The organism is Amycolatopsis sp. NPDC114478, assembly GCF_055633805.1.
The window spans coordinates 114,802-139,545 of sequence record NZ_JBVKDO010000010.1 but is presented as its reverse complement, the minus strand read 5'-3'; the positions used below and the strand labels follow the sequence as shown (position 1 = coordinate 139,545).

Below are 24,744 nucleotides of genomic sequence, written 5' to 3'. Positions count from 1 at the left end.
GTTGCCGCCTCGAGATTCCGGTGCCCTGATCGGGCTCGGCGGCCACAGCTTGAGTGGATGCAATTTAGGTCGCGCCTTGACACGATGTCAAGGCGGATGTTCAGGTGGATCCGGAAATACCACCGGCGCGAATCCGCGCGGGTTTTCGAGAACTACCCACTCCGAAAGGATCATGTTCCGATGACGCGATGGCCGACGCGAGCAGTGCTCGCCGCCCTGCTCGGATGCCTGTTGGCGCTGGCAACATCTCTGCTCGTGGTGACGTCCGCGAACGGATCACCCAAGCCCGTGAATGCGCCGCTATTCACCTACGGAAGCCTCTGATCGAGTCCGCCGAGCGCCGCACGGATTGGCATTTCCGGCGGAGAACAACGTCGATCCGGACTTTTTTTACTGCTTCGGTGACAACGCCGATCCGGACACCGTGAATAGATGAGGGAACATGGTCGAGTCAGCGCTCGTCGCAAATTCGGACAAATCATCCACAGTCGGACGTCCAGCTTCGATCCTCGCACCGTCGTCGCCGCGGACACGGCGGCGTGTCGTCATCGTCGCCGGCCGAGACCTGTCCCACTCCCGGGCCGGGGGTTCCGAGGTGCTCGTGGACCGGCTGGCGCGCGGCATGGCGGCCCGGGGCCACGAAGTGACATTGCTGTGCGGCGGCACGGCCGAGACCCGGCCTTACCGGGTGGTCCGCACCGGCGGGAAACTCAGTCAGTTCGTCCTCGCCCCACTGGCCTACCGGCGGCTCGCCGACCGATGCGACGTCGTGGTCGAAGTCTGCAACGGCCTGCCCTACCTGACGCCACTGTGGTCGAACAAGCCGGCGGTGTGCCTCGTCAACCACGTACACACGGACCTGTGGTTGTTGCGGTACCCACCGCCGCTCGCCGCCATCGGCCGGTACACCGAAGGGGTCTTGATGCCACGCGTCCACGCCGGCAACCTGTTCCTCACCGTCTCCGAGTCGAGCGCGGCCGCCCTGGCCGCCATCGGCGTCCGCCCCGATCGCATCCGCATCCTCCGCAACGGGGTCGAGCCACCGGGCCGGCGGTATCCGCGCTCCCCCACTCCGCTGTTCCTCGCACTCGGCCGCCTCGCCGAGTACAAGCGGCTGGACCTGCTGCTCCGGCTGTGGGAACGGGTCCGCCTGGTGACCGGCGGCGAACTGGTGATCGCCGGCGACGGTCCCGATCGCGCCCGGCTCGAGCGTCTGGCCGGCGCCGGTGTCACCATCACCGGCTACCTCCCGGAGCTGGACAAGCAGCGGTTGCTGGCCGCGGCCTGGCTGCTGGTGCATCCCGCGCTCGTCGAAGGATGGGGCATCGTCGTGGCCGAAGCCGCGGCCCAAGCCACGCCGACTGTCGCATTCGACGTACCCGGCCTGCGCGACTCGGTTCTCGCCGGGCAGACGGGAGTGCTCGCCCGCACCGGCGGCGAGTTCGCGGCGGCTTGGGCCTCTCTGGCACTGGACACCGCTCGCCGGCAGCGAATGGGCGCCGCAGCCAGGAATTTCGCCTCGAGGTTGCGCTGGAGCTCGGCCGTCGACCGGTTCGAGTCCGTCGTCGAGGAAGCGATCTCGGGGACGGTTCCACAGTGACGGCCGGGCAACGCCTCCCCGGCCCATTGCACGGCTTCTACGAGAGGCCCGCCGTACCGATCAGCTCCGGCCCGGACCGAGCGCGGCGGCAAGCACGCCTGCTGGCCGAGGTCCTCGACGGCGCCGAGCCCGAGCGACGGATCCTGGACGTCGGCTGCGGCGACGGAGCCGCGACAGCCCTGGTCGCCGCCGTCGCCCGCGGCCATCACGTGATCGGTGCCGATTGGTCCCTTCGAGCACTGAGCCTCGCCCGGAGGCACAGATTCGACGTCGTCGGCGCCGGAGTCGACGCTCCGGGCCTCCCCTTCGGCCCGGCCACGATGGACGTCGTCGTCATGAGCGAGCTGATCGAGCACCTGGTCGACACCGATTTCGCCCTGGGCGAAGTCCGCCGGGTACTGCGGCCGGGCGGGACCTTGCTGCTGTCCACCCCGAACCTGGCCGCCTGGTACAACCGCGCATTGCTGGCCGCGGGCGTGCAGCCGGTGTTTTCCGAGGTGAGTCTGCGAAGAGTCCACGGCCGCCCCGGCCGTGCGGTGGTGGGGCACCTGAGAATGTTCACCCGGCGTGCGCTCGTCGGGTTCCTCGCCGCGAACGGTTTCGTCCGAATCGAGGTGTCCGGAGCCTGTTACCACGACGTGCCGAGGCTGCTGAGCGGTCTTGATCGACTGTTCTGCGCGTGGCCGACTGCGGCGTCGATCCTCCTTGTGCGCGCGACACTTCAGAGCTGAACGGCAAAATTGGCACCAATTATCAATTTTCCCCCAGTCGACGACCCGAATCCACGCCTGGTTGGAAATCAATTGACAGTCCGGAAACGTGCTGGCAACATACGACTGCGCACAGCGCAACTATTTCTCTCGATGCAATCACCCGAACCGGCCCCCCGACGAAAGGTGAGCACGTCATGAAGAGTTCCCTCCGATTCACCGCAACGGCGGTCATCGCAATCGGCGCCCTTCTCTCCTGCACCGGCACGGCCCTCGCGGCGTCCCCGGCGCTATCGGTCGACCCGGCCACCGGCCTGACTGACGGCCAGGCCGTATCGGTCACCGCAAGCGGGTTCCCCGCCGGGGAAGCGGTCACCATCTTGCAGTGCGTGAACAGCGAAACCGACATCGCCTGCGACACCGCGAACCAAGGCACCAGCACCACCGACGACACCGGCACGGCAGTCGCCGGCTACACCGTCCACTCCGGCTTCGACGGCGTGAACCCCCTCACGGGCGCTTCATCGGGGCCGGTCGACTGCACGACAAAGCCGGGCTGCTCCCTGATCGCTCTGGACAGCAGCTTCAACTACGCCAACGCGGCAATCAGCTTCGGTTGAGCCGGCGCGGTCTGCGTGAGTCATCGCCGGGCCCCGAAAGATTCACGCAGACTGCGCTTCCCACCACTGCGGCCATCGCACCGAAAAATCCTTTCCGGCGCCGAACAACAGCCTTGGGGTCTTGCACACGACGGTCAAGCCGACGCGTATGTACTGGTGGCGCCTGGAAAATAGTCCGAAGCGGAACTTCGGCGACGAGATCAGCCAATACCTCGTGCGGGAGATATTCGGCCGCACGTGCGAATGGGCGTCACCCCACTCGTGCGAGATCGTCGCGGCCGGATCGATCATCGAACTGGCGCTCGGCATGAAGTTCGCCAACCGGCCCGTGCTGTGGGGTGCGGGCTTCATGCGCGAAGAGGACGACCTCATCACCGACCAGGACTTCGCGGTGGCCGCGGTGCGCGGCACCCGGTCCCGGGCGCGACTGGAGAGCGGCCGCGCCGGCGTGACGGTCGGCGATCCCGGCCTCCTGGCCGACACCTTGCTCGAAGTGACACCGCCCAAGAAGAACTTGCTGGGCGTAGTCCCCCACTTCCTGGACGCAGAGGTCGCCGAACTGGGCTGGCTTCGCGCACAGGCAGGGGTGCGCATCATCGATGCGACCGCCGACCCTCGCCGGGTCGTCGAAGAGATCGCCTCTTGCGAAACGGTCCTGTCGTCCAGCCTGCACGGCCTGATCGTGGCCGACTCACTGGGGGTGCCGAACGGGCACACCCGGTTGAGCGCCAACCAGTTCGTCGGGGGGGATGTACAAGTTCCGGGACTACTACTCGGCTTTCGCCGACCCCGATCGACATTTCCTGATCTCACCGGGCCGGCTTCTCGCGATGGGCGTCCCGGCGGCGGCCGAGCGCATCCGGGAGTGCTACCGACCTCCGCTCGATCTCCCGTCGCTCAAAGAAAACTTGATCAAGGCTTTCCCTGCTTCCTAGCAGGCAGATCAAGCGAAGTCGCTCAGCCAAGACCTCGCGGTGGCGAGGTACTGCCGGACCAGGTCAGTGTCGGTCGCCCACGTCTCGAATCCGTGCGGCGCACCAGGCACGACATGCACCGTTGTCTCGACACCCGCGGCGCGAAGTCGCCGAGCGTATTCGACGTCTTCGTCGTGGAACAGGTCGATGTCGCCGACACCGATCCAGGCCGGCGGCAATCCGGCCAGGCTTTCCCGCCGGCCAGGTGCCGAGTACAGCGGCACTGTGTCGGCTCCGGGCTCCACGCCGAGATAGGAGCGCCAGCCGAAGCGATTCAGGCGGTTGTCCCAGACACGGTGGCGCACCCCGTCGAGGTCGCGGCGGGCTGCGGTGCGATCGTCGAGCATCGGACAGAACAACCATTGCGCCAGGGGTGACTCTTCGACGTCGCAGAGACGCTGGACCAGTGCTGCCGCAAGCCCACCGCCCGCGCTTTGCCCACCGACAACGATTCGCTCCGGGTCTGCTGCGTGGTCACGCGCCCACGCCCAAGCGGCGTAACAGTCTTCGAGCGCCGCCGGGTACGGGGCGTCCGGCGCCAGGCGGTACTCGACCGACACCACGGTGCCCCCGAACTCCCGCACCGTCTCGACGCAGAACCGTTCGTTCTGGATCGCGGACCCGATGACCAGGCCGCCGCCGTGGACCCACACCAGCGTCAGGTCGGACCGCTGCTCGCGCAGGCGATAGACCCGCCGGCCAGGACCGACTTCCACGTCGACGTCGTGAGCTTCGACCGGTTTCATCCGAGTCGTTGCGGCCCGGACGAGCCGCAGCGCCCACGCCCGCTCCAGCGGCAGGCGCGGCATCCGGCGAACCGCCCCACGGAGGTCGGTCGCCACTGTGGAGAGTTTCATTGGGCCGACCAGCCACCGTCGGATGGCAGCACGGCCCCGTTGACGTTCACGCCGTCGTCGCTGAGCAGAAAGGTGATCGACGCGGCCAGCTGCTCGGCTGTGGCGATCGGCGGGATGAGGCCGAGGAATTCCCGGAGCCGGCTCCGGCCGAATTCGGACGGCTCCGCGCTCTGGGCGATCCCCGTCGCCACGCCTCCTGGCGCCACGGCGTTGACCCGGATTCCGCTCGGGCCGTACATGACCGCACAGCTTCGGGTCATGCCGACCACCGCGTGCTTCGATGCGGTGTAGGCGATCCCGGCGGCAGAGCCGCGCAAAGCGGCCTCGGACGCGATGTTCACGATCGAACCCGATCCGGCGTCGAGCATCGCCGGGACGACCGCTCGGATGAGCCGGAAGGTGCCGTCGACGTTGACCGAGAAAACGCGGCGCCACTGCTCGTCGCTCACCTCGTGCGCCGGCGAGAAGTCATCAGCGATACCGGCGACGTTGGCGAGTCCGTCGACGCGGGTTCCCGCGAGAGCGAGGATTCGCTCGATGCCCGCCGGGTCGGTGATGTCCGCGGACACCGGCTCCACTCCAGGAGAGTCCGCGGCGAAAGCGTTCAGCCGGTCCGACGAGACGTCGACGGCGACGACCCGGCCCCCTTCCCGCACGATCCGGCTCGCGGTAGCTCGTCCGATGCCGGACGCGGAACCGGTCACGATCACCGTCCGGCCTTCGAAACGACCGGGGGTGATCTGCTCTCGCCAGCCGGCGCGGCCGGCTCCGGGCTCCGGCACGACTCCGCCGTTGACCTGGGCGACGAGACCGTCGACCACTTCCTGGGCAAGCCTGCCCTGGCTGAGAGTGACGAGCTGCCCGAGCGGCAGCAGACGGACCGGCCCGAGCGCGGTCTCGTCGACTCCCGCTTCGGCGAGCAACGCCCGGATGAGCGGACCACCGTCGGGGTGGCTCACCCATTCGCCGAGGGGAGTGTCCGCGGTCAGCTGTGCCGGCTGGTTCATGATCGCAGGGTACACGACTTCTAAGTCAATTGCTTGACTTAGAAGTCGTGTACCCTTCCTTAAGCGCTCCCCCAGTCGCGGGCTGCCTTCCGTGCCGCATGAACAGCGTCACCACGAAGGCAACCAGCCCCGAAGCGGCCAGAAGCAAGAACACGCAGGCGTAGCCGTCCGAGGAGTAGACCGGTCCGGCGGATCGGCCGATGACGTTCGCCGACAGCACCGCAGCGATGACGACCGGCATCACCGATCCCGCGAAAGCACCCGTGAAGGACTGCAACCCGGTGTTCACGCCGGTCATCTCCGGCGGCACCGCCTCGATCACGAGATTCGGTCCCGCCGCGTAGTAGAACCCGTGGGAGAAACCGAGCACCAAGCCGAAAACGACGAAATGCCACAACCGGTCGTGCCACAACCCGATCGGTACTGTCCCGGCCACTCCCGTCGCGCAGCACAACGCCATCACCGTACGCGGCGAGAGGCGTTTCGCCAGGTATCCTCCCAGCAGGCCGCAGGCCATGCTGAAGATGCCGTTGGAGAGCGTCACCACTCCGACCATCGTGGCGCTCAGGCCGAAGCCGTAGTCGATTCCGAGGTGCGGTGCTGTTTCCAGCAGCTGGGGAACAACGTAGCTCCAGGAGATCGGGATGACGCCGGCCAAGAGTGACACCACCATCGTGGTACCGAGCGCATGACCACCGAGCAGCCTCATGTCGATCATCGGGTTTTCGACCCGGTACTCGGCCAGCACGAAGGCGACGAGTCCGAGCACGTCGATCCGTGCTCTTGCCGCCTTTTCCCGAGGGCGTTCGGCATCGGGGATGAAGAAGTAGACCACCGGCGCCACGACCGTCATGTACGCCGCGCAGAACCTGTCCGCCGGCCGCCTCGATCTCGGCAGCGGCCGTGTGGATCGTGCCGGGCAGCCGCGGGTCGGGCTTGTCGGTCTTGGCGATGAACGCCACGTTCGCGCCGTCACAGGCCGCGCGCACGGCGATGGCCAGGCCGATGCCGCGGCTGCCGCCGGACATCAGGATGGTGCGGCCGGAGAGGGAGGAGGACATCGACGTCCTTCCAATCAGGATCAAGGGTGTTTCGGCAGTCCGAGGCCGCGCTCGGCGATCTGGGTCCGGAGCACCTCGTTGGCGCCGCCGGCGATCGTGTAGGCCCGCGAGTAGAGGTGCGCGTCCTGCCACCAGCCACCCGCGATCACCCCGGGATCGCCTTCGACGGCGAGCCCGTCGGTGCCTTGGAGCCGGACACCGAAAGCCGTCAGGTCGTGGTTCAGCTCGCTGAAGAAGATCTTGCCGAGCAAAGCGTCCACCGGTTGCTCGGTCCCGCGCAGCATCCGTGACTGGGCCAGGCCGTTCATCGCGGCGTTGACGTGGGTTCGAGTGGCCAGTTCCCCGATGGTCTGCCGCGTCGCGGAATCGCCGAAAACCGAACGCTCCCCGGCGAGGTCGAGCAAATCGTCGAGCGCGGCGAACAGCTCGACCCCTCGCGCCGCGACCCCCGAGCGCTCATGGCCGAGGCTGCTCATGGCGACCCGCCAGCCGCCGTTCACCTCGCCGATCACGTCGGCCGCCGGGATCCGCACCCCGTCGAGAAAGACCTCGTTGAAGTCGGTGGTCCCGGTGATCTCCCGCAGCGGCCGGATGTCCACCCCGGGGGCACGCATGTCCACCGCGAACGCCGTGATGCCGCGGTGTTTCGGCGCGGTGGGGTCGGTTCGGGCGAGCAGGTAGCCGAGATCCGCGTACTGGCCGTTGGTCGTCCACACCTTCTGCCCGTCGACGACGAAGCAGTCGCCGTCGCGGCGCGCGCGGGTCTGCAGGGCGGCCAAATCGCTGCCCGCCCCGGGTTCGCTGAACAGCTGGCACCAGATGTCCGCGCCGCTGCGGATCCGCGGCAGGAAGCGCTCGCGCTGTTCGTCGGTACCGAAGTCGATCACCGCCGACGCCGCGAGCAGCGCGGCGCCGATGGGCAGCCACGTGCGCGCGCGGGCGATCTCCTCGGCGACGACGAACGGCTCGAGCGGGTGGGCGTCCGGGCGTCCGCCGTACTCGGCAGGCCACGTGATCCCGAGGAAGCCGGCGTCGTACAGCTTCCTGGTCCACGCGCGGAGCGCCGGGACCAGGTCGGGTGCGGGGGCGCGTACCCCGGCGTGTGCCTTGCGGCCGGGCGCGTGTTCAGAGACGAAGGACCGCACCTTCCGCCGGAAGGCTTCGAGTTCGGGTGAGGGCTCCAGTCGCATCCATGCTCCCGTGAAGAGTCGACTCAACTACCGTAACCGTGGCCGACAATAGCCAAATACTCGACCAATAATCCAAAAGAGGATACCTTAATCACGTGGACTACGAGCTCAGCGAAGAGCAGGCGATGGTGCGGGACGCGGCTCGGGAGCTGCTCGCCGACCACGCGCCCGCCCGTGCGCAGACGATGGAGGCCGACGTCGACCCGGCGCTCTGGGCGCTGACGGTCGCGCAAGGCTGGCCCGGTCTGGCGGTGCCGGTCGAGTTCGGCGGATCCGGCCTCGGGCTCGTCGAACTCGCTTTGCTGGCCGAGGAGATCGGCCGCGCCGTGACGCGCGGACCGTTCGTCTCCACGGCCCTCGTCGGGCTCGCGCTCGCCCGAACCGGTTCGCCGTCTTTGCGGGCCGAGACACTCCCGGCAGTGGCTGCCGGCACCGCGTGTGCCACCTGGGCCTTCGCCGAACCCGGCTCACCGTGGACACCGGACGGCGTCGCGGGTACCACCGCCCGGAGCGCCGGGCACGACGTGATCCTCGACGGCGTCAAGACCGCCGTACCGGACGCCGGTGGAGCGCGCTGGTTGCTGGTCACCGCACGCGAGGGCGACGCAGTCGCCTCGTTCCTGGTCGACCGCGACACGCCCGGCGTCTCGGTCCGGCGGCAACGCGTGCTGGACCTGACTCGCGCGTTCTACGAGGTGCGGCTCGACGGTGTCCGGGTGCCGTCGCGACGTCGGCTCGTCGCGGAGCCGGCCGACCTGCGGCGCCTTCTGGACGACGCGGCCGTGTTGACGGCGGCCGACACCCTGGGAGCGCTGGACCGGCTGCTCGCCATGACCGTCGGCCACCTGCGGGTGCGGGTCCAGTTCGACCGCCCCCTCGGTTCCTTCCAGGCTCTCAAGCACAAGTGCGCGACGATGGCGATGGCCGTTCACGGCATCCGAGCCGCCACCTACCACGCCGCGATGACCGCGGACGCCGGCAGCCCGGACGCGGAGCGAGCGGCGTGCGTTGCCGCGTCGTACTCAAGCGCCGCCGCCGGAGAAGTCGCCGGGGAGGCCCTACAGCTGCACGGCGGGATCGGGTTCACCTGGGACCACGACCTGCACCTGTACCTGCGTCGCGCACAGACCGACGCCGTGCTCCACGGGGACGCCGCGCTGCACCGGGACCGGCTGTGCGACCTGATCCGGCCGGGGCGCGTACCGGCCTGAGCGAGGAGGACGAACGATGGAGATCAAGGGCAGGAAAGCCGTGGTGGTCGGCGGCGCGTCCGGGATGGGGCGGGCCAGCGCCGAACTCCTGGCCGCGCGCGGAGCCGAGGTCGTGGTGCTCGACCGGCCGGAGTCGGACGGAGCCGACGTCGCGACCGCGATCGGTGGCCGGTTCCACGCCACCGACGTCACCGACTTCGCGGGTACCGAGGCAGCCCTGGCCGCTGCGGTCGCGGACCTCGGGGGTCTGCACGTAGCGGTGACGACCGCGGGCGGCGGTGTCGCGCGGCGCACGCTCGGGAAGGATGGGCCACACGACCTCGAGACCTTCCGCCGGGTCCTCGACCTCAACGCCGTCGCGACGTTCAACATCAGCCGGCTCGCCGCGGCGCACATGAGCCGCAACGAGCCCGAAGCTCCCGACGGGGAGCGCGGCGTCATGGTCAACACCGCCTCCATCGCGGCGTTCGAGGGCCAGATCGGGCAGGTGGCCTACAGCGCGGCGAAGGCGGCGATCGCCGGCATGTGCCTGACGATGGCGCGGGACCTGGGGTCGCTGGGGATCCGGGTGCTGGCGATCGCGCCCAGCCTGTTCGAAACCGGAGCGGTGGCCAAGATCGACCCCGAAGTGAAGTCCGCCCTGGTGAAGGACGCCGCGTTCCCGAAGCGCATGGGGCGGCCCGAGGAGTACGCGAAGCTCGTGCTGGCCATCGTCGACAACCCGATGCTCAACGGCCAGTGCCTGCGTCTTGATGCGGGGCAGCGGTTCGCGCCGCGGTGAACAGTATCCCCAACCGCCTTCTGGCGCGGCATGGTGACGGCCGCCGACTGCGGTCCGACTAGACTGAGGATACGGAACTGTCCTGCTGAGGAGTTGGCTGTATGGCGCCCGCCGTCGACCTGGAGCCCGCCGGCGACGAAACCGACGCGAAGGTCGGCACGCTCGCGACGCGGATCGCCCACCGCATCGAGGCCGACGTCATCCGCCGGGGGTGGCCGGTCGGCGAGACCCTGGGGTCCGAACAGGACCTGCGCGAGCGGTTCGGAGTGAGCCGCGCGGTGCTGCGAGAAGCCGTGCGTCTGGTCGAACACCACCAAGTTGCGCGCATGCGCCGCGGCCCGAACGGTGGACTGCTCGTGTGCGCTCCCGACGCCGGGCCCGCGACCCGGTCGATGGTGATCTACCTCGAGTACGTCGGCACGACCATCGGAGACCTGCTCGAAGCGCGCCTGCTGCTGGAACCGATCGCGGCGGGGCTGGCCGCGGACCGGATCACCGAGGACGGCATCGAAACCCTGCGGACGGTGATCGCGGAAGAGGACTCACGCGAGAGCCCGGTCGGCTTCGAGGCCCAGGACGCCGTGCACCCGCTGCTCGGCGAGCTGTCCGGCAACGCGGTGCTGTACCTGTTCATCGACATCCTCAACCGGCTCACCGCCCGTTACGCGCATACGTCCCGGCGCGTGACCAAGGTCGAGCTCCAAGCTGCGCGGGAAGAGTCCTTCGATGCGCACCGCACCGTCGCGGACGCGGTGATCGCCGGGGACGCCGCGCGGGCCCAGACGATGCTGACCGAACACCTCGAGTGGGTCGGCTCGTGGATCGAAGGCCACCGGGTTCAGCGGCCGCGAACCTCGAGCGCCGTAATCGAGCCCGAGCTGGTCGAAGGGCCCCGGGCCAAGCTCGCCGAGGTCGTGGCCGCACGCATCCACGATGACATCGCCGCGCAGGGCTGGGAGATCGGCACCACGCTCGGTTCGGAAGCCGACCTGCTCGAACGCTACGGCATCAGCCGGGCGGTGCTGCGTGAAGCGGTGCGGCTGCTCGAGTACCACTCGGTGGCCCGGATGCGCCGGGGCCCGGGCGGCGGCCTCGTCGTCACCGAACCCGAGCCGCAGGCCAGCATCGACACGATGGCGTTGTTCCTCGAGTACCAGGGGGTGCGCTCCGACGACCTGCGGATCGTCCGCAACGCGATCGAACTGGGCACAGTCGGCCGGGTCGCCGAGCGCTACGACGACGAAGTCGCCGAACGCCTCGACGTCGCCGTCCGGTGGCCGACCGAGGGGCCGCCGGACGAACCGGGCAAGGCAGACCTGTTCCACGCCGAGCTGGCCGACCTGGCCGGCAACCCGGTGCTGTCGCTGTTCCTGCGGATCATCACGGAGCTGTTCAGGCGGCACGCGTCCGGCCAGGAGCGGCCACTGCCCGGCGACGCGGCCGCGAAGGAGGTCCAGTACGTGCACCAGCGGATCTTCGACGCGATCCGCCAGGGCGACGCGGGGGTGGCGCGGCACCGCATGCGGCGCCACCTGGAAGCACTCATCCCCTGGTGGCACTAGCCGACGTCGAACCGCGCCAGTTCGTGCGCAACCATGCCGTACAGGTCGGGCGCGGGCGGCTCAGGCAGCTCGACCGCTCGCTCCCGCGTCGGCAGCAGCACGACCGCCGTGCCCGGAGTAGTCACCTCGCCGCGCTGGTTCTCGCAACGGATCGCGACCTCCACCACGCCGGGTGAAGGCTTGGCCGTCACCTCGCCGCGCACCCACGTCGTGTCGCCGAGGTAGTTGAACTTGCGGTGCTCGCAGCGCAGCTTCCACAGCCAGCCGTCGTCGCCGATCCAATCGGTGAGCAGATGGCACAGCCACGTCTCCCGCATACCGCCGTAGTCATACGGGCCCGGCAGGCCCAGTTCGGTCGCCCGTGCCGGCTCCCAGTGCAGGCGCTGGACCGTGTCCGGGATGCCGAGCCCGTTCGGCGGGTAGAGGCCGGGCGCCTTGCGGCGGACATCTGCGGCGATCTTGAACGCGCCCGGCGGGGTGAGCTGCATGCCCCAGCCGAGGTGCCAGACGATCACGTCGGTCGTGGTCAGCGGCCCCTTCACCTTGGGCGGCAGCACGTCTCCGGGGGAAACGTCTTCCCAATAGCGCGCAACGGTGCCTCGCCGGGCTTCGGCCGCGTACGCCGCATCGATCTCGGCTATCTGTGCAGGCGTGTAAGGCTCCTGGACCAGCGTCTCCTTTGCCCGCTTCTTCGACGTGTGCCGTTCGGCGTTGATCCACGTGCCCCGGCGGACGGCGTGCATCTCCCCCGCGCCGTTCGTGTACAGGTAGTCCTGGGTCACGTGCGCGGTCCGGCCACCGAAACTGCTCGGCTTCGGCTGGACGCCGACCTGGGTCTGCAGCACCCGGCACCGGTCGCCCAGCCGCAGCGGCCGCCACCACTCGAACTCCATGACCGCCTGGTAGGAGCCCAGACCGGCGAACGGATCACCCTTCAGCAGCTGCCTGGTCTCGTCGTCCGGCGGCGGGGCGGCATCCTCGCCCATCGTGTAGAGGAACGTCGGGGGCGCGATCAGCGAACCCCAGCGGGAACGATGGTCCGGATCGCAGTACAGCGGGTTGTCGTCGCCGTAGCCGTACGCGAAGTGCCGGACGCCGTCCCAGGTCACCTCGTAGTTGTGCGGGGGTGTGCGCTGGGGCCGCGGGACGCCCAGCCGCTGCCGGGACCGCTCGATGGCCTCGTCGGTCAGCACGCCGTATCCGGTGGTCGTCAACGCGGCTCCTTGCCGGGCATCGCAGGATCACGCGGCAGGCCCAGCACCTGTTCGGCGATCGTGTTGCGCTGGATTTCGGCGGTACCCGCGCCGATCGTCGAAGCGCGGGTGCGCAGGAATCCCCACACCCACCGTCCTCTCTGGACCGCGTGCGGGTCGTTCCGCCCGAGGACTCCGTACGGCCCGAGCAGGTCGAGGGCGAACTCGTGCAGATCTTGTTCGAAGGTGACGATGAACAACCGGGACGTCGACGACGCCGGCCCCGGCTCGCCCCGTTCCAGGATGTCGGTAATGGTGCGCATCCCGGTGTAGCGCATGATCCGCACCCGGACTTCGAAGTCGGCCAGCCGGTCGCGCACGAGCGGGTCCGCCAGAGCTCCCCGGTCCCGGGCCAGCTCGACCAGCTCGTCGAGCACACGGCGGTAGCGAGCCGCCTGGTTCATCGCCCCGGCCGCTCGCTCGTGGCCCAGGCTGGTGCGGACCAGCGGCCAGCCGCCGTTCTCCTCCCCGACGCGGTCGGCCACCGGGACGTGCACGTCGGTGAAGAAGATCTCGCAGAAGTGTGCGTCCCCGGTCAGGTCACGCAGCGGACGGACCACCACGCCCGAGGTATGGGCGTCGATCAGCAGGTAGCTGATCCCGTCCTGGCGCGATTCCGGCGGTCCGGTGCGGACCAGGGTGAACAGGATGTCCGCGATGTCGGCGGCACTGTTCCACACTTTCTGGCCGTTGACGACGTAGTGCTCACCGTCCCGGCGTGCCGTGGTGCGCAGGGCGGGCAGGTCCGAGCCGGCGTCCGGCTCGGAATACCCCTGCGCCCACACCGTGTCTCCGCGGAGCATCGGTCGGAGATATCGCTCCTTCTGCTCGGCCGTGCCGTACTTGAGGATGGTCGGAGCCGCGATCCCCACGCCGGTGCCGAGCGGGCCAGGTACCCGCGCCCTGGCGTACTCCTCCTGGTAGACCACCTGCTCGGCGAAACTCAGCTCCATACCGCCGTAGGCGCGCGGCCAGCTCGGACCCGCGTACCCGGCGTCGAACAGAGTGGCCAGCCAGTGCTTCTGCCAGGCGAGCCGTTCGACGGGGTCCTTCGGGCGGCGGCCGGGGTGGTTCGTGACGAGGAATTCCCGCAAGCCGGCCCGGAACTCGTCGGTCACGCCGGCCCTCCGATCCTGGTCAGGGTTGCCAGCCGGGCCCGGTGGGCCGCCGGTGCGCCGAACAGCTGCTCCGAGGACTTGGCCCGCCGCAGGTGCAGGTGGGCGTCGTGCTCCCAGGTGTAGCCGGTACCGCCGTGGATTTGGATGTTCTCCTTGGCCGCGTGCGTGTAGGTCTCGGCGCAGTACGTCGCAGCCAGTGCGGCGGCCACCGGGAGTTCGGCCGGGGCCCCGACCGCCACGGCCGCAGCGTGGCGGGCCGCCGAGCGGGCGGATTCGACGCGCAGCAGCATGTCCGCGCACTTGTGCTTGATCGCCTGGAAGGTGCCTATCGGCCGGCCGAACTGGACGCGGACCTTCGCGTACTCGACCGCGGCGTCCAGGCAGGCTTGCGCGCCGCCGACTTGTTCGGCGGCCAGGGCGACCACCGCGAGATCAAGCGCGCGACGCACGAAGGCCTCATCCGGCGGCCCGATGCGCACCGCTGGGGCGCTGTCGAAGTCGAGCCTGCCCAGCCGCCGCGTCGGGTCGAGGGTGTCGAGGCGACTCCGGGTCACCTGCGGTGTGACGCCCTCGACGGCGAACAGGCCGAGACCTGTTTCGTCGCGTGCGACGACCAGGACCAGCGCGGCCGAGTCGCCGTCGATCACGAACATCTTCGTGCCGGACAAGTGCCCGGCGGTCACGGTCGCTCCGACGTCCTCCGGTCGCCACGAACCACTCTCCTCTGCAACGGCGAGAGTCGCGGTCAGCGAGCCGTCAGCGATCCCGGGCAGCCATCTCGCCGCGTCCGGCCCGGCTTCGGCCAGCGCTTGCCCGGCGAGTGCCACCGTCGCGAAGAACGGCGACGGCAGCAACGCCCGCCCGGTCTCCTCCAGCACGACGCCCAGCTCGGCCGGACCGCCGCCCGCGCCGCCGTACTCCTCGGGTACAGCGAGGCCGGTGAGTCCGAGCTGCTCCGCCGTCACCCGCCACACCGCCGGGTCGAAGCCGTCCTCGGAGGCCATCCAGCGGCGCACGGCCTCGCCAGGTGACTTGTCGGTCAGGAACCGGCGGACCGAGGCGCGCAGCTCGTCGTGCTCGTTCACCATTCGAGACGCAGCGACTTGATGCCGTACATGTTGCCGGTCTGCTCGAGGTCCTGTCCGGGCGCGATCCGGTAGTCGGGGATGCGGGCGTGCCACTCCTCGATCGCGACGTTCAGCTCGAGCCGGGCCAGGTGCGACCCGAGGCAGCGGTGCGGCCCCGACCCGAACGCGATGTGGTTGCTGGTCTTGCGGTCGAGGTCCACCTCCGCCGGATCGTCGTAGCGGTCCGGGTCGCGGTTGGTGACCACGAGCGGCAGCATCACCATCTCGCCCGCCTTGACCGGGCAGCCGCCGACTTCGACATCCCTGGTGGCCTTGCGAGCCGGGATCACGAATGAGTACACACGGAGGATCTCCTCTACGCTGGTGGGGATGGCCGAGCTGTCGGCCAGGATGGCCCGGCGGTGGTCCGGGTGGGTGGCGAAGTGGTACAGCGCCCAGCCGACCGAGATCGGCACGGTGTCCAGGCCGGCCGAGAACATCAGCAGGCAGAAGGCGTGCAGGTCCCGGTCGCTGACCGGCTCGCCGTCGATGTCCCACGTCATCGCCCGGGACAGCAGGTCGGCGCGAGGTGCCGCACGGCGCGCCGCGATCTGCTCGTCGAAGTAAGCCGACACCTCGGTGATGGCGGCCAGCTGGCGGCTGCGGTCGGGGTCCTGCTCGTAGGACAGGTGCAGCATCTCGTGCACCCATCCCAGGAACATGTCGAGGTCCTGCTCGGGAAGTCCCATCAGGCGCAGGAAGATGACGGTCGGGAAGCGGCGGGCGAACTCGTCGAGCACGTCGGCGGTCCCGAGCCCGGCGAACCGCTCGATCGTCTCGACGGCGACCTGCCGGATCTCCGGCTCCCGCGCGGCGACCGCCTTGGGCGAGAACTCGCGGCCGAGCAACCGCCGCCACTGGGTGTGCACCGGCGGGTCGAGCATCTCCGGGATCCACAGGAACTTCGGTTCGGGATCCAGTGCCGTCACCGACTTGCTGGAGAAGGTGCGCCAGTCCTGCAGCGACTCCTGGACCGCCGTGCCGTCGGTGACGACCCAGTACCCCTTGGAGACGTCACTGCGAAAACCCGAGTGGGTCGCGGCGACGGCGTCCCAGCGCTCGTGGTGGCTCAAGACCGCACCACCGGCGGTGTTGTCGTAGTGGTAGACGGGTACCCCTTCGTAGGTGCCCTCGGGTTCGAACGTCGTGCTCAAGACAGGGTCCTCTCAGGTGACGGCGCCGTCGATCTTCAGCTGGATGAGCTCGTCGTCGGTGAGCCCGAGCTCCCGCAGGACCTCGTCGGTGTGCTCTGCGAACTGGGGCGCCCGGGTGAACGTCACCGGGGTCTGCTCGAACTGGACCGGACTGGCCACCAGCTCCCGCTCGCGTCCTTCGGCATCGACGACGGGGACGATGAGGCCGTTCGCGCGCAGCGACGGGTCCTGGGCGACCTCCCACGGGCCCTGCACGGCGGCCCACTGGCCTTCCCCCCGGGACAGGACGTCGGTCCACTCGGCGAACGTCCGCTCGCTGATGATGTCCGCGATGACTTCCGCGGCCTCGACGGCGTTGGCCATGATCTTCTCGACGTCCGAGAAGCGCTCGTCGGTCACGAGCTCCTCCCGGCCGGCGAGGCGGCAGAACTCCGGCCAGTAGCGGCCGGGCTGGAGCATCGCCAGCTCCAGCCACTTCCCGTCGGCGGTCCGGTAGCCGCCGATCAGCGGATTGGTCGCCGAGCCGTGCTTGGGGTGTTCCCGCGGTGGCAGCGGGCCGCCCTTGAGCAACGCCTGGTTGACCGTGAGCTGGGTGGCCCAGGCCCCGACGCCGAGCAGCGAGACGTCGACCACGGACGGCTTGCCGGTGGCCTGGCGTGAGTAGAGCGCCGCCGCGATGCCACCTGCGATCGTCATCCCGCCGATCACGTCGCCGTACGCCCCGGCCGGCATCCGCGGAGTCCGGTCGGCACCGGGTGGTGTCACCCCGGCCGCGCTGCCGCCGCGCGCCCAGAAGGCCGTGCTATCGTAGCCGCCCTTGCCTGCTTCCGGCCCCCGTTGGCCGAATCCGCTGCCACGGACGTAGACGATGTCCGGGTTCAGCGCGCGCACGTCGTCCAGCTCGATCTTGAGCTTGGCGCGGGCGTCCGGGAGGAAGTTGGTGAGGAAGACGTCACTAGACTTGACCAGCTCTTCGAACACCCGCCTCGACGACGGTTTCTCCAGAGCCAGCCCCACGCTGCGCTTCCCCCGGTTCGGGCCTTCCATGAGCGGCAGGAACGTCGAGCCTTCGGCCGCCGTCGCCTGGCCGAGCACGCGGGAAAGCCCGCGTTGCGCGTCGCCGCGCTCGGCGTGCTCGATCTTGATGACGTCGGCGCCCCAGTCCGCGAGCACCGCGCCCGCGGCGGGAACGAAGGTGAACTGCGCGACTTCCAGGACGCGCACGCCTTCCATCGGCCGGTGCACCCGGGTCACCTCCTCGTTCAGTCGACGGTGATCGCGCGCTCGGGGCACGCGTACGCGCCTTCACGCGCTTGGGTGAGCTTGTCGGCCGGCACGTCGTTCTCGAGCGGCAGTGCGTAGCCGTCGTCGTCGAGTTCGAACACCTCCGGCGCGGTCGCCGCGCATCGGGCGTGGCCGGAGCACAGCCGGGTGTCGACTGTGACGTTCATCGGGGAACTCCGTTCTCTTCGTGCAGGTCCAGCGGACCCATGTGGGCGACGGTCAACAGTTCCGCGAGGCCGGCGACGGTGTCCTGGCAAGCGGCCAGGTCCTTGCGCAGGAACGGGGTCACCGCGGCGGCGTACTTCTCGGCTCCGCCACGTGCGGCGATGTACTGCGCCGCTTTGCTGCCGCCGCTGCTGACGGCCAAGACGTCCAGCAGCACGTTCTCGTCGATGCCCGATGCACGCGCCGTCTCGAGCCCGCGCAGTGTGACCTGGGAAATCGCGGCGAACAGCAGGTTGTTGAGCAGCTTCACGCGCATCGCCGAGCCGCGCGGTCCCGTCTCGATGACCGGGTCGGCGTATGCGGCGACGACTTCGCGGGCGCTGGCGACGTGGTCCGGTTCGCCGCCGAGGTACACGGTGAGGCGCCCGGCGCGGACCGCCTCCGCTGTCCCGCTGAAGGCCGCGTCGACGACCGCGGCACCGTGTCCGGCGAGCGCGGCGAGGGTTTCCGGCCGCCCGGTCGTGTGCGAGATGACCAGCATGTCCCGGGCCATGATCTCGGGGAGCACTTCGAGCGCCTGCGCGTCGCTGTACAGGCAGCTGACGACGATGTCGCAGCCACGCAGCCCGCGCGCGCTGTCGGCCGGTTCGGCCCCGGCGGCCGAGAGCCGTTCGCGGACTTCCTCCCGCCGCGCGTACACGCGGACCTCGTGCCCGGCGCCCAGGAGCCGCTCCACCATCGGCTCGCCGAGGTGTCCCGCACCGACGAACCCGATCACGGTTTGTTCGTCCCGCCCGCGTCGACGGTGAACTGCAGACCGGTGACGTACCGGGCTTCGTCCGAGGCCAGGAACAGCACGGCATTCGAGACGTCCCGCGGTTCGACGAGCGGCGCGAGGGGGTTCATCACGCCCATGCCGAACAGCGGCTCGCGACCGGCGAGGTCCTCGAAAGCCGCGGTGGGCGCCATCCCCGTGCCGCTGACCCCGGTGGGGTGCACGCTGTTCACCCGGATCGAGTGTTTCGCGAGCTCGTTCGACAGCGCCTTCATCAGGCCGACGACTCCGTGTTTGCTGGCCACGTAGTGCGCGTAGGGAACGTGGCCGCGGATGCCCGCGGCCGAGCTGGTCAGCACGATCGAACCGCCGGCGCCTGCCTCGATCATCCGGGGAATCGTCGCGCGCGCTGTGTTCCACGCGCCCTTGAGGTTGACGTCGATCACCACGTCCCATTCCTCTTCGGACAGTTCCCAGGCGCTGCCCATGCTGGTGACCCCGGCGTTGGCGACGACGACGTCGAGCCGGCCGAGTTCGGCGTGGGCGGCGTCGACGGCCGCCCGGACCTCGGCGATGGCGCGGACATCGGCTTGGAGAACAACGCATCGGCGGCCCGTGGCCCGGACGAGCTCGGCCGTTTCTTCGAGCTCGTCCTTCGACCCGAGCGGGTACCGCACGGCGCCGGAGATGTCGTGGCACACGTCGGTCACGACGACGTCGGCGCCTTCTTCGGCCAGCCGGACCGCGTGGGAGCGGCCTTGGCCGCGGGCCGCGCCGGTGACGAGGGCGACCTTGCCCGCGACCCTGCCGGTGCTCATGAGCCCGCCAGTTCCGCGACCGCGTCACGCAACGCGCGCAGCCGCACCTCGAGCAGTTCCCGCTCGGCCGGACCGGCGTCGCCGAGTTTGCTCTCGACGTCGGTGATCTCCTCCTCGAGGCGCCCGGCGGCTTCGTCGCGGGTCAGCAGGTCGAGGTCGGTCCAGTCGGACCGCTCGGATTCGGGGCGGCGGCTCATGCGGCGGGGAAGTTGTAGAGGCGGCGAGTGTTCAGCTCGACGATCCGGTGCACTTCGTCGTCCGGGACGTCGGCCAGCACCTCGGCGGCGTAGGCGCGGCTCTTCGGCCAGTAGGAGTCGGAATGCGGGTAGTCGCACTCCCAGGTGATCAGGTCGACGCCGATGTCGTGGCGCGACTTCACCCCGAACCGGTCGTCGATGAAGCAGCCGTGGAAGTGCTCGCGGAACAGCTCCGACGGGCGGACCTCCTGGTTGACGTTCTGGTAGAAGCGGTGCCGTTCCCAGGTGGTGTCGATCCGCTCCAGCAGGTAGGGCACCCAGCCGATACCGCCTTCGGACAGCCCGATCTTCAGCCGTGGGTGCTTGTGCAGCACCGGGGAGAAGAGCAGGTCCGCCGCCGCGTACATCGAATTGCAGCCGAACAAGGCGATCGTCACCGCGAAGGGAGCTTCCGGTGCGGTCTTGGGCGCGCTGCCCGAGGTGCCGAAGTGCAGGCAGATCGGCAGATCGGCTTCTTCGGCCGCGGAGAAGACCGGGTCCCAGTGGTCGGTGTGGAACGACGGCAGTCCCAGCGGTACCGGGTTTTCCGGGAAGGAGATGGCTTTCGCGCCCCGGGCCGCAGTGCGGTGGATTTCGGCGACGCACGCCTGCACGTCCCACAGCGGCAGGATGACCAGCGGGATCAGCCGGTCCGGCGCCGGCGCACACCACTCGTCGAACACGAAGTCGTTCCACGCCCGCACGCACAGGAGCGCGAGCTCTTTGTCCTGTCCTTCCAGAAAGACCGTGCCGGCGAACCGCGGGAACGACGGGAAGCACAGCGCACCCCACACGCCGTCGAGGTCCATGTCGCGCAGCCGCGCCTTCGGGTCGTAGCACCCCGGGATCATCTCGTCGTAACGGGTCGGCTCCATGCCGAACTCTTCGGGCTTCTTGCCCGCGACGGCGTTCAGCCCGATGTAGGGGTAGATCCGGTCCTCGTAGCACCAGACCTCGGCGGGCGCGGCTCCGTCACGCCGCGGTCGCTCCACACTCCGGGGACCGGCCTCGCGGAACTTGGCCGGCAACCGGTCGGCCCACAGACGCGGGGGCTCGATCAGGTGGTCGTCGGTCGACAGCAACTTCATCCACGGCTGCAACGGCATCGTCGCGCTCCCTCATCAACCGGCGCATTGTGTATACCTGTTTCTCAGCATGCACCGAGATGTACTCGGTTTTCAAGACCCAAAGCGCGCAGAGAAGAGATATTAAGTATCCTCTTTAGGTGACTTCGACGATCTCTAGGCCACTGCCACAGCCGACACTCGCGAGCGCCGCGTTCTGGCGTTCGGGCGCGGACGGCGTGCTGCGGATCGCCCATTGCGATGCCTGCGATCGCTGGTTCCACCCCCCAGGACCCGTCTGCCCCGAATGCCGTTGTCGGACCGTGGCGCTGGAACCCACCTCGGGAAAGGGCGTCGTCGTCGGCTTCAGCGTCACGCACCAGGCGTGGCTGCCAGGCTTCCCGCCGCCGTACGTCGTCGCGATCGTCGCGCTCGCCGAGGACGACCGGGCCCGGCTGACGACCAACATCGTCGGCTGCGAGCCGGAGGACGTGTACATCGGCATGCCGGTGCGAGTCCGGTTCGAGCAACACCGGGACATTCACCTGCCCCTGTTCGAACCGGATCCCGACGCCGCGCAGCCAGGCCCGGTTCCCGAACCACGCGGGGTCCGCACCTCGCTTCGCCCGATGGCCACCCTTCGCAAGTTCGAGGACGCAGTCGCCCTGACCGGCGTCGGCCAGTCGCAGGTCGGACGACGGCTCATGGTGGATCCGATCTCGCTGACGGTCGAGGCATGCCTGTCCGCCGCGGCCGACGCCGGCCTGGACCTGGACGAGATCGACGGCTTGTCGACCTACCCCGGACCGAATCCGACCGGTCTGAGCGAAGGCGGGATCACCGCGTTGACCGAAGCGCTGCAGCTGCGCCCGACCTGGGTGAACGGCGGCAGCGAGGTGCCGGGCCAGATCGGCTCGATCATTGCCGCCATGCTCGCGGTCGCGAGCGGGCTGTGCCGGCACGTGCTGTGCTTCCGCACGGTCTGGGAGTCCTCGCACGCGGCGCTCGTCCGATCCGGTGCGTGGGATACCCCCAGCAGCCGGGCCACCGGGATGTTGGAGTGGCGAGCACCGTTCGGTGCCGTGTCCCCCGCGCAATGGATCGGCTGTCACGCTTCCCACTACCTGCATCGTTACGGCGTCGGCCGCGAAGTGCTCGGCGCGATCGCCGTCACCGCCCGGGCCGGGGCAGCCCGCAATCCCGAGGCGCTGTACCGGGATCCCTTTACGATGGACGACTACTTCGCCGCTCGTACCGTCACAACGCCCTTCGGGCTCTACGACTGTGACGTGCCCTGTGACGGCGCGGTCGCCGTCATTGTCTCCGCGATCGAAACCGCTGCCGACCGACCGAAACCGCCGGTTCTGGTCGAAGCCGTCGGCACGGCGATCCTGGAGCGGCTCAGCTGGGACCAGGACACGCTGACGCACGTCCCCCAGTCCCGCGGCCCGGCGGCCCACCTGTGGACCCGCACGGACCTGACCACGGCGGACGTCGACCTCGCACTGCTCTACGACGGGTTCACGTTCAACGCCGTGTCCTGGCTGGAGAACCTCGGGTTCTGCGGCCCCGGCGAGGCGACCGGCTTCGTCGACGGCGGCAAGACGATCGCACTGGACGGCGCTCTGCCGCTGAACCCCCACGGCGGGCAGCTTTCGGCCGGCCGGTTACACGGTTACGGCTTCGTCCGCGAGGCGATGCTGCAGTTGCGCGGCGAGGCGCACGGACGTCAGGTGGAGAGCGCACGGACGGCAGTGGTCACCGCCGGCGGCGGAGCGCCGTCCGGCGCCCTCCTCCTGCGTGGGGCTTAGGCCGGCACGAGCACAGCCGCCGCCAGGCTTTCCCGCTCCTCGGACTTCACCGCTCGGAACAGCACCACGATCATGGCGATCTTCCACACCAGGAACGCCACTGCCGGAATGATCATCGCGAACACGCCGTTCCACGCGAACGGACCGTCCGGCGACACGTACACGAAGACCCCGGGCAGCAGGCAGACCGCCGCGGCGAAGTTGAGCCAGCCGAACCAGCGCGGGAATACCGGGTTCGGACGGCGGCCGACGAACGCCGACAGGCCGATCACCGCGACGTTCAGCACGAAGATCACCGCCACCCCGACGTAGGTGAGCCAGAACTGGTCGCTCAGCAGCAGCACCAGCTGCGGGTCACGGTTGGGCCGGAAGGCCGCGGTGGCGTACACCGCGAGCGGGTAGAGCCAGCCGGTCGGGGCGACCACCGCGGTCGTCAGCTGCACCATCGACAGCAGGCCCCAGCCACCTTCGATGCGCCGCATCTGCAGGCTGGTGACCACGGCGAACGGGTAGAACAGCGGAGCGAAGACACCCATGATGACCACCGCCCAAAGGACGCCCGTGCGGTTCGTCGCCAGGTATCCCGTCACCTGCTCCGCGGTGGCCGTCGGCGGGATGGGCGGCGTCAGCCGGCCCACCACGGTGAACGCGACGGTGAACGCCACCAGGACGATCACCCCGCACCACACCGAAAGCCGGTAGAGCCGGAACTTCACTTTGTCGTCCACAGAGGATCTCCTTTGATCCGTCCAGTCAGGCGGAAACGATGTCCAGCACGGCCCGGTAGGCGAACGCGAGTCCCGAGCCGATGGGCGTGCCCGCACCGGGGTAGACGCGGCCCGACATCGGTGCGGCCGTGTTGCCCGCGGCGTAGAGACCCTCGATCGGCGAACCGTCCGGCCGCAGCACTCGCGCGTTCTCGTCCGTCTTGAGGCCCCCCTTGGTGCCGATGTCGGACAGCACGATCGTCGCGAGGTAGAACGGTGGCGTGTCCAGGGGAAGCAGGATCGGGTTGGGCCAGTCCGGGGACGGTTTCGCCGGATAAGCCTGTTCGGGCAGGAACGGGAACGGCACGATGTGGTGGAACATCCGGTCCCACGGCGTCTCCCCGCGGTGGAACTGCTCGTCGACACCGGCGCGCGCGTAGCCGTTGAACTTCTCGACGGTCCGGCTGAGCGCCCCGAACGGGACGCCGGCCAGCTCCGCCAGCTCCTCCAGGGTGTCAGCCTTCTTCAACGCCCCCGACGAGAACCACTCCGGGGCGATCGGCTGGTCGGGCGGACCGCCGAAACTGTCCCGGTCGACTTGCCTCTGATCCAGGATCCAGTGCGCGGGCACGTGCGGGACGCCCGACTCGGCGTGCAGGCGGGCCAGCTCGTGGCCCGCCTGGTCGTATGGGCGGGCCTCGTTCATGAACCGCTCCCCCGCGGCGTTCACCCAGATCCCGCCGCGCAAGCCGCTCTGGAACACCGGGAGGCCGTCCGGCTGCACCAGGCCGGGGACGTACCACGACTCGTCGAGCAGATCGGTGTCCGCGCCGGCGGCGATGCCCGCCAGCAGCGCGTCGCCGGTGTTGCCCGGAGCGCCGTTGGACCATTCGCCGGTCAGCGGGATCGGCTGGTACTCGGCGCGCAGATCGGCGTTGCGCTCGAAGCCGCCGGCCGCCAGGAGGACGCCTCGGGTGGCGCGGAACGTCCGCCGTTCCCCGCCCTGGGTCGCCACCACGCCGACGACCCGGTCACCTTCGCGCAGCAGGCTCTCCAACGCCGTTTCGACGTGCAGGACGCCGTTGCCGGTTTCCAGGAACGCCGCCAGTGCGCGGGCGATCAGCGCCCGGCCGCCGTTGAGAACGGGCCCCTGGTCGACACCCCACCGCTCGGCGGGGATCGGGCCGCGCACCAGCGGGGCGTGCTCACCGAGCTCGGCGACGGCGACCTCCGGTGGGAAGATCGTCCGGCCGTACACCGAGGCCCCCGGGGCCGCCGGGAAGTAGTCCGGCACCGGCCCGTGCACGAACGACTGGAACCACTGGTTCTTCTCCAGCTCGTCGACGAGCTGCGCACCGGCTTCGAGGTAGGCGTCCTGAAGCCCTTCCCGCGAGCCGTCGCCGACGACGGCGCGCAGGTATGTGCGCGCTTTCTCGACGTCGTCCTCGATGCCGGCCCGCGCGATCGGGGCCGAACCCGGGAACCACAGCCCGGCTCCCGAATAGGCGGTAGTGCCGCCGACGAGCCCGGTCTTCTCGAGCACCAGTGTGCGCAGCCCGCGCGACGCCGCCACGTAGGCGCCGACGAGGCCGGCACCTCCGGACCCGACGAAGACGATGTCGTAGGTGTCTTCGTTCGCGGTCATCGACCACCTCCTGA

Annotated in this window: 23 protein-coding genes and 2 pseudogenes; 8 read left to right on the top strand and 17 right to left on the bottom strand. The window is 69.5% G+C overall.

All coding sequences use genetic code 11. The features are described 5' to 3' along the window. Positions 1 to 442 precede the first annotated feature (442 nt). The 4 genes and pseudogenes from ACZ7OH_RS26830 to ACZ7OH_RS26815 form a co-directional block, all read left to right on the top strand. Positions 443 to 1,600, top strand: coding sequence for a glycosyltransferase family 4 protein (locus ACZ7OH_RS26830; protein WP_470283310.1), 1,158 nt, complete (start codon positions 443 to 445; stop codon positions 1,598 to 1,600). Further along, positions 1,597 to 2,331, top strand: coding sequence for a class I SAM-dependent methyltransferase (locus ACZ7OH_RS26825; RefSeq protein ID WP_470283309.1), 735 nt, complete (start codon positions 1,597 to 1,599; stop codon positions 2,329 to 2,331). Before ACZ7OH_RS26830 ends, ACZ7OH_RS26825 begins: the two co-directional genes overlap by 4 nt. Before the next feature lie 176 nt (positions 2,332 to 2,507). Beyond that, entirely contained in the window at positions 2,508 to 2,930 is a 423-nt protein-coding gene (locus ACZ7OH_RS26820) for an enediyne antibiotic chromoprotein (protein WP_470283308.1), read from the top strand. Positions 2,931 to 3,078: 148 nt separating this feature from the next. Beyond that, positions 3,079 to 3,576: pseudogene (locus ACZ7OH_RS26815) on the top strand (hypothetical protein); the annotation flags it as partial. A 297-nt stretch (positions 3,577 to 3,873) separates the two neighbouring features. On the opposite strand, the gene ACZ7OH_RS26810 reads toward ACZ7OH_RS26815, so the two are convergent. The 5 genes and pseudogenes from ACZ7OH_RS26810 to ACZ7OH_RS26790 form a co-directional block, all read right to left on the bottom strand. Continuing rightward, complete coding sequence (locus ACZ7OH_RS26810) at positions 3,874 to 4,746, bottom strand: alpha/beta hydrolase (RefSeq protein WP_470283307.1); 873 nt, start codon at positions 4,744 to 4,746, stop codon at positions 3,874 to 3,876. Between the two features lie 11 nt (positions 4,747 to 4,757). After that, positions 4,758 to 5,768, bottom strand: a complete 1,011-nt coding sequence (locus ACZ7OH_RS26805; RefSeq protein WP_470283306.1) for an SDR family NAD(P)-dependent oxidoreductase — start codon at positions 5,766 to 5,768, stop codon at positions 4,758 to 4,760. Between the two features lie 25 nt (positions 5,769 to 5,793). After that, positions 5,794 to 6,621 carry an MFS transporter gene (locus ACZ7OH_RS26800; protein WP_470283305.1) on the bottom strand — a complete coding sequence of 276 codons (828 nt, stop codon included), beginning with the start codon at positions 6,619 to 6,621 and terminating at the stop codon, positions 5,794 to 5,796. After that, positions 6,611 to 6,829: pseudogene (locus ACZ7OH_RS26795) on the bottom strand (SDR family oxidoreductase); the annotation flags it as partial. The gene ACZ7OH_RS26800 and the pseudogene ACZ7OH_RS26795, both read right to left, overlap by 11 nt. A gap of 20 nt (positions 6,830 to 6,849) precedes the next feature. Continuing rightward, positions 6,850 to 8,019, bottom strand: a complete 1,170-nt coding sequence (locus ACZ7OH_RS26790) for an acyl-CoA dehydrogenase family protein (RefSeq protein WP_470283304.1) — start codon at positions 8,017 to 8,019, stop codon at positions 6,850 to 6,852. 95 nt (positions 8,020 to 8,114) lie between these two features. On the opposite strand from ACZ7OH_RS26790, the gene ACZ7OH_RS26785 reads away from it, so the two are divergent. From ACZ7OH_RS26785 to ACZ7OH_RS26775, 3 genes are all read left to right on the top strand, one after another. Next, the gene (locus tag ACZ7OH_RS26785) at positions 8,115 to 9,230 is read left to right on the top strand and encodes an acyl-CoA dehydrogenase family protein (RefSeq protein WP_470283303.1); all 1,116 of its coding nucleotides are present in this window, start codon (positions 8,115 to 8,117) and stop codon (positions 9,228 to 9,230) included. Positions 9,231 to 9,246: 16 nt separating this feature from the next. Then, positions 9,247 to 10,011 carry an SDR family NAD(P)-dependent oxidoreductase gene (locus tag ACZ7OH_RS26780; RefSeq protein ID WP_470283302.1) on the top strand — a complete coding sequence of 255 codons (765 nt, stop codon included), beginning with the start codon at positions 9,247 to 9,249 and terminating at the stop codon, positions 10,009 to 10,011. A gap of 101 nt (positions 10,012 to 10,112) precedes the next feature. Beyond that, on the top strand, positions 10,113 to 11,573 hold the full coding sequence (locus tag ACZ7OH_RS26775; RefSeq protein WP_470283301.1) for a FadR/GntR family transcriptional regulator: 1,461 nt from the start codon (positions 10,113 to 10,115) through the stop codon (positions 11,571 to 11,573). Here the strand turns inward: ACZ7OH_RS26775 and ACZ7OH_RS26770 are convergent. The 10 genes from ACZ7OH_RS26770 to ACZ7OH_RS26725 are packed head-to-tail and all read right to left on the bottom strand — an operon-like array spanning position 11,570 to position 20,609. Continuing rightward, the gene (locus tag ACZ7OH_RS26770; protein ID WP_470283300.1) at positions 11,570 to 12,787 is read right to left on the bottom strand and encodes an FAS1-like dehydratase domain-containing protein; all 1,218 of its coding nucleotides are present in this window, start codon (positions 12,785 to 12,787) and stop codon (positions 11,570 to 11,572) included. The genes ACZ7OH_RS26775 and ACZ7OH_RS26770 overlap by 4 nt on opposite strands. Beyond that, positions 12,784 to 13,944, bottom strand: a complete 1,161-nt coding sequence (locus tag ACZ7OH_RS26765) for an acyl-CoA dehydrogenase family protein (RefSeq protein ID WP_470283299.1) — start codon at positions 13,942 to 13,944, stop codon at positions 12,784 to 12,786. Before ACZ7OH_RS26765 ends, ACZ7OH_RS26770 begins: the two co-directional genes overlap by 4 nt. Beyond that, positions 13,941 to 15,032, bottom strand: a complete 1,092-nt coding sequence (locus ACZ7OH_RS26760) for an acyl-CoA dehydrogenase family protein (protein WP_470283298.1) — start codon at positions 15,030 to 15,032, stop codon at positions 13,941 to 13,943. Before ACZ7OH_RS26760 ends, ACZ7OH_RS26765 begins: the two co-directional genes overlap by 4 nt. After that, on the bottom strand, positions 15,026 to 16,225 hold the full coding sequence (locus ACZ7OH_RS26755; RefSeq protein ID WP_470283297.1) for a cytochrome P450: 1,200 nt from the start codon (positions 16,223 to 16,225) through the stop codon (positions 15,026 to 15,028). The genes ACZ7OH_RS26760 and ACZ7OH_RS26755 overlap by 7 nt, the downstream gene beginning before the upstream one ends. A 12-nt stretch (positions 16,226 to 16,237) precedes the next feature. Further along, on the bottom strand, positions 16,238 to 17,470 hold the full coding sequence (locus ACZ7OH_RS26750; protein WP_470283296.1) for a CaiB/BaiF CoA transferase family protein: 1,233 nt from the start codon (positions 17,468 to 17,470) through the stop codon (positions 16,238 to 16,240). Between the two features lie 17 nt (positions 17,471 to 17,487). Further along, on the bottom strand, positions 17,488 to 17,676 hold the full coding sequence (locus ACZ7OH_RS26745; protein WP_470283295.1) for a ferredoxin: 189 nt from the start codon (positions 17,674 to 17,676) through the stop codon (positions 17,488 to 17,490). Further along, on the bottom strand, positions 17,673 to 18,452 hold the full coding sequence (locus tag ACZ7OH_RS26740; RefSeq protein ID WP_470283294.1) for an NAD(P)-dependent oxidoreductase: 780 nt from the start codon (positions 18,450 to 18,452) through the stop codon (positions 17,673 to 17,675). The genes ACZ7OH_RS26745 and ACZ7OH_RS26740 overlap by 4 nt, the downstream gene beginning before the upstream one ends. Further along, entirely contained in the window at positions 18,449 to 19,267 is an 819-nt protein-coding gene (locus tag ACZ7OH_RS26735; RefSeq protein WP_470283293.1) for a mycofactocin-coupled SDR family oxidoreductase, read from the bottom strand. Before ACZ7OH_RS26735 ends, ACZ7OH_RS26740 begins: the two co-directional genes overlap by 4 nt. Further along, positions 19,264 to 19,464 carry a hypothetical protein gene (locus ACZ7OH_RS26730; protein ID WP_470283292.1) on the bottom strand — a complete coding sequence of 67 codons (201 nt, stop codon included), beginning with the start codon at positions 19,462 to 19,464 and terminating at the stop codon, positions 19,264 to 19,266. The genes ACZ7OH_RS26735 and ACZ7OH_RS26730 overlap by 4 nt, the downstream gene beginning before the upstream one ends. Next, the gene (locus ACZ7OH_RS26725) at positions 19,461 to 20,609 is read right to left on the bottom strand and encodes an amidohydrolase family protein (protein ID WP_470283291.1); all 1,149 of its coding nucleotides are present in this window, start codon (positions 20,607 to 20,609) and stop codon (positions 19,461 to 19,463) included. The genes ACZ7OH_RS26730 and ACZ7OH_RS26725 overlap by 4 nt, the downstream gene beginning before the upstream one ends. A 119-nt stretch (positions 20,610 to 20,728) precedes the next feature. On the opposite strand from ACZ7OH_RS26725, the gene ACZ7OH_RS26720 reads away from it, so the two are divergent. Then, positions 20,729 to 22,378 (top strand): thiolase C-terminal domain-containing protein, encoded by a 1,650-nt coding sequence (locus tag ACZ7OH_RS26720; RefSeq protein ID WP_470283290.1) that lies wholly within the window; start codon positions 20,729 to 20,731, stop codon positions 22,376 to 22,378. Here ACZ7OH_RS26720 and ACZ7OH_RS26715 read toward each other — a convergent pair. Together ACZ7OH_RS26715 and ACZ7OH_RS26710 are read right to left on the bottom strand one after the other, a co-directional pair. Then, complete coding sequence (locus tag ACZ7OH_RS26715; protein ID WP_470283289.1) at positions 22,375 to 23,106, bottom strand: hypothetical protein; 732 nt, start codon at positions 23,104 to 23,106, stop codon at positions 22,375 to 22,377. The two genes, ACZ7OH_RS26720 and ACZ7OH_RS26715, sit on opposite strands and share 4 nt — an antisense overlap. Positions 23,107 to 23,131: 25 nt before the next feature. Then, positions 23,132 to 24,730, bottom strand: a complete 1,599-nt coding sequence (locus tag ACZ7OH_RS26710; protein WP_470283288.1) for an FAD-dependent oxidoreductase — start codon at positions 24,728 to 24,730, stop codon at positions 23,132 to 23,134. Between the last annotated feature and the right edge of the window lie 14 nt (positions 24,731 to 24,744).

Excerpts from the sequence above, each read along its gene's own strand:
- ACZ7OH_RS26830 (WP_470283310.1), top strand. The coding sequence starts at position 443 with ATGGTCGAGTCAGCGCTCGTCGCAAATTCGGACAAATCATCCACAGTC.
- ACZ7OH_RS26820 (WP_470283308.1), top strand. The coding sequence starts at position 2,508 with ATGAAGAGTTCCCTCCGATTCACCGCAACGGCGGTCATCGCAATCGGC.
- ACZ7OH_RS26805 (WP_470283306.1), bottom strand. The coding sequence starts at position 5,768 with ATGAACCAGCCGGCACAGCTGACCGCGGACACTCCCCTCGGCGAATGG.
- ACZ7OH_RS26800 (WP_470283305.1), bottom strand. The coding sequence starts at position 6,621 with ATGACGGTCGTGGCGCCGGTGGTCTACTTCTTCATCCCCGATGCCGAA.
- ACZ7OH_RS26790 (WP_470283304.1), bottom strand. The coding sequence starts at position 8,019 with ATGCGACTGGAGCCCTCACCCGAACTCGAAGCCTTCCGGCGGAAGGTG.
- ACZ7OH_RS26780 (WP_470283302.1), top strand. The coding sequence starts at position 9,247 with ATGGAGATCAAGGGCAGGAAAGCCGTGGTGGTCGGCGGCGCGTCCGGG.
- ACZ7OH_RS26775 (WP_470283301.1), top strand. The coding sequence starts at position 10,113 with ATGGCGCCCGCCGTCGACCTGGAGCCCGCCGGCGACGAAACCGACGCG.
- ACZ7OH_RS26760 (WP_470283298.1), bottom strand. The coding sequence starts at position 15,032 with ATGGTGAACGAGCACGACGAGCTGCGCGCCTCGGTCCGCCGGTTCCTG.
- ACZ7OH_RS26745 (WP_470283295.1), bottom strand. The coding sequence starts at position 17,676 with ATGAACGTCACAGTCGACACCCGGCTGTGCTCCGGCCACGCCCGATGC.
- ACZ7OH_RS26735 (WP_470283293.1), bottom strand. The coding sequence starts at position 19,267 with ATGAGCACCGGCAGGGTCGCGGGCAAGGTCGCCCTCGTCACCGGCGCG.
- ACZ7OH_RS26730 (WP_470283292.1), bottom strand. The coding sequence starts at position 19,464 with ATGAGCCGCCGCCCCGAATCCGAGCGGTCCGACTGGACCGACCTCGAC.
- ACZ7OH_RS26725 (WP_470283291.1), bottom strand. The coding sequence starts at position 20,609 with ATGCCGTTGCAGCCGTGGATGAAGTTGCTGTCGACCGACGACCACCTG.
- ACZ7OH_RS26710 (WP_470283288.1), bottom strand. The coding sequence starts at position 24,730 with ATGACCGCGAACGAAGACACCTACGACATCGTCTTCGTCGGGTCCGGA.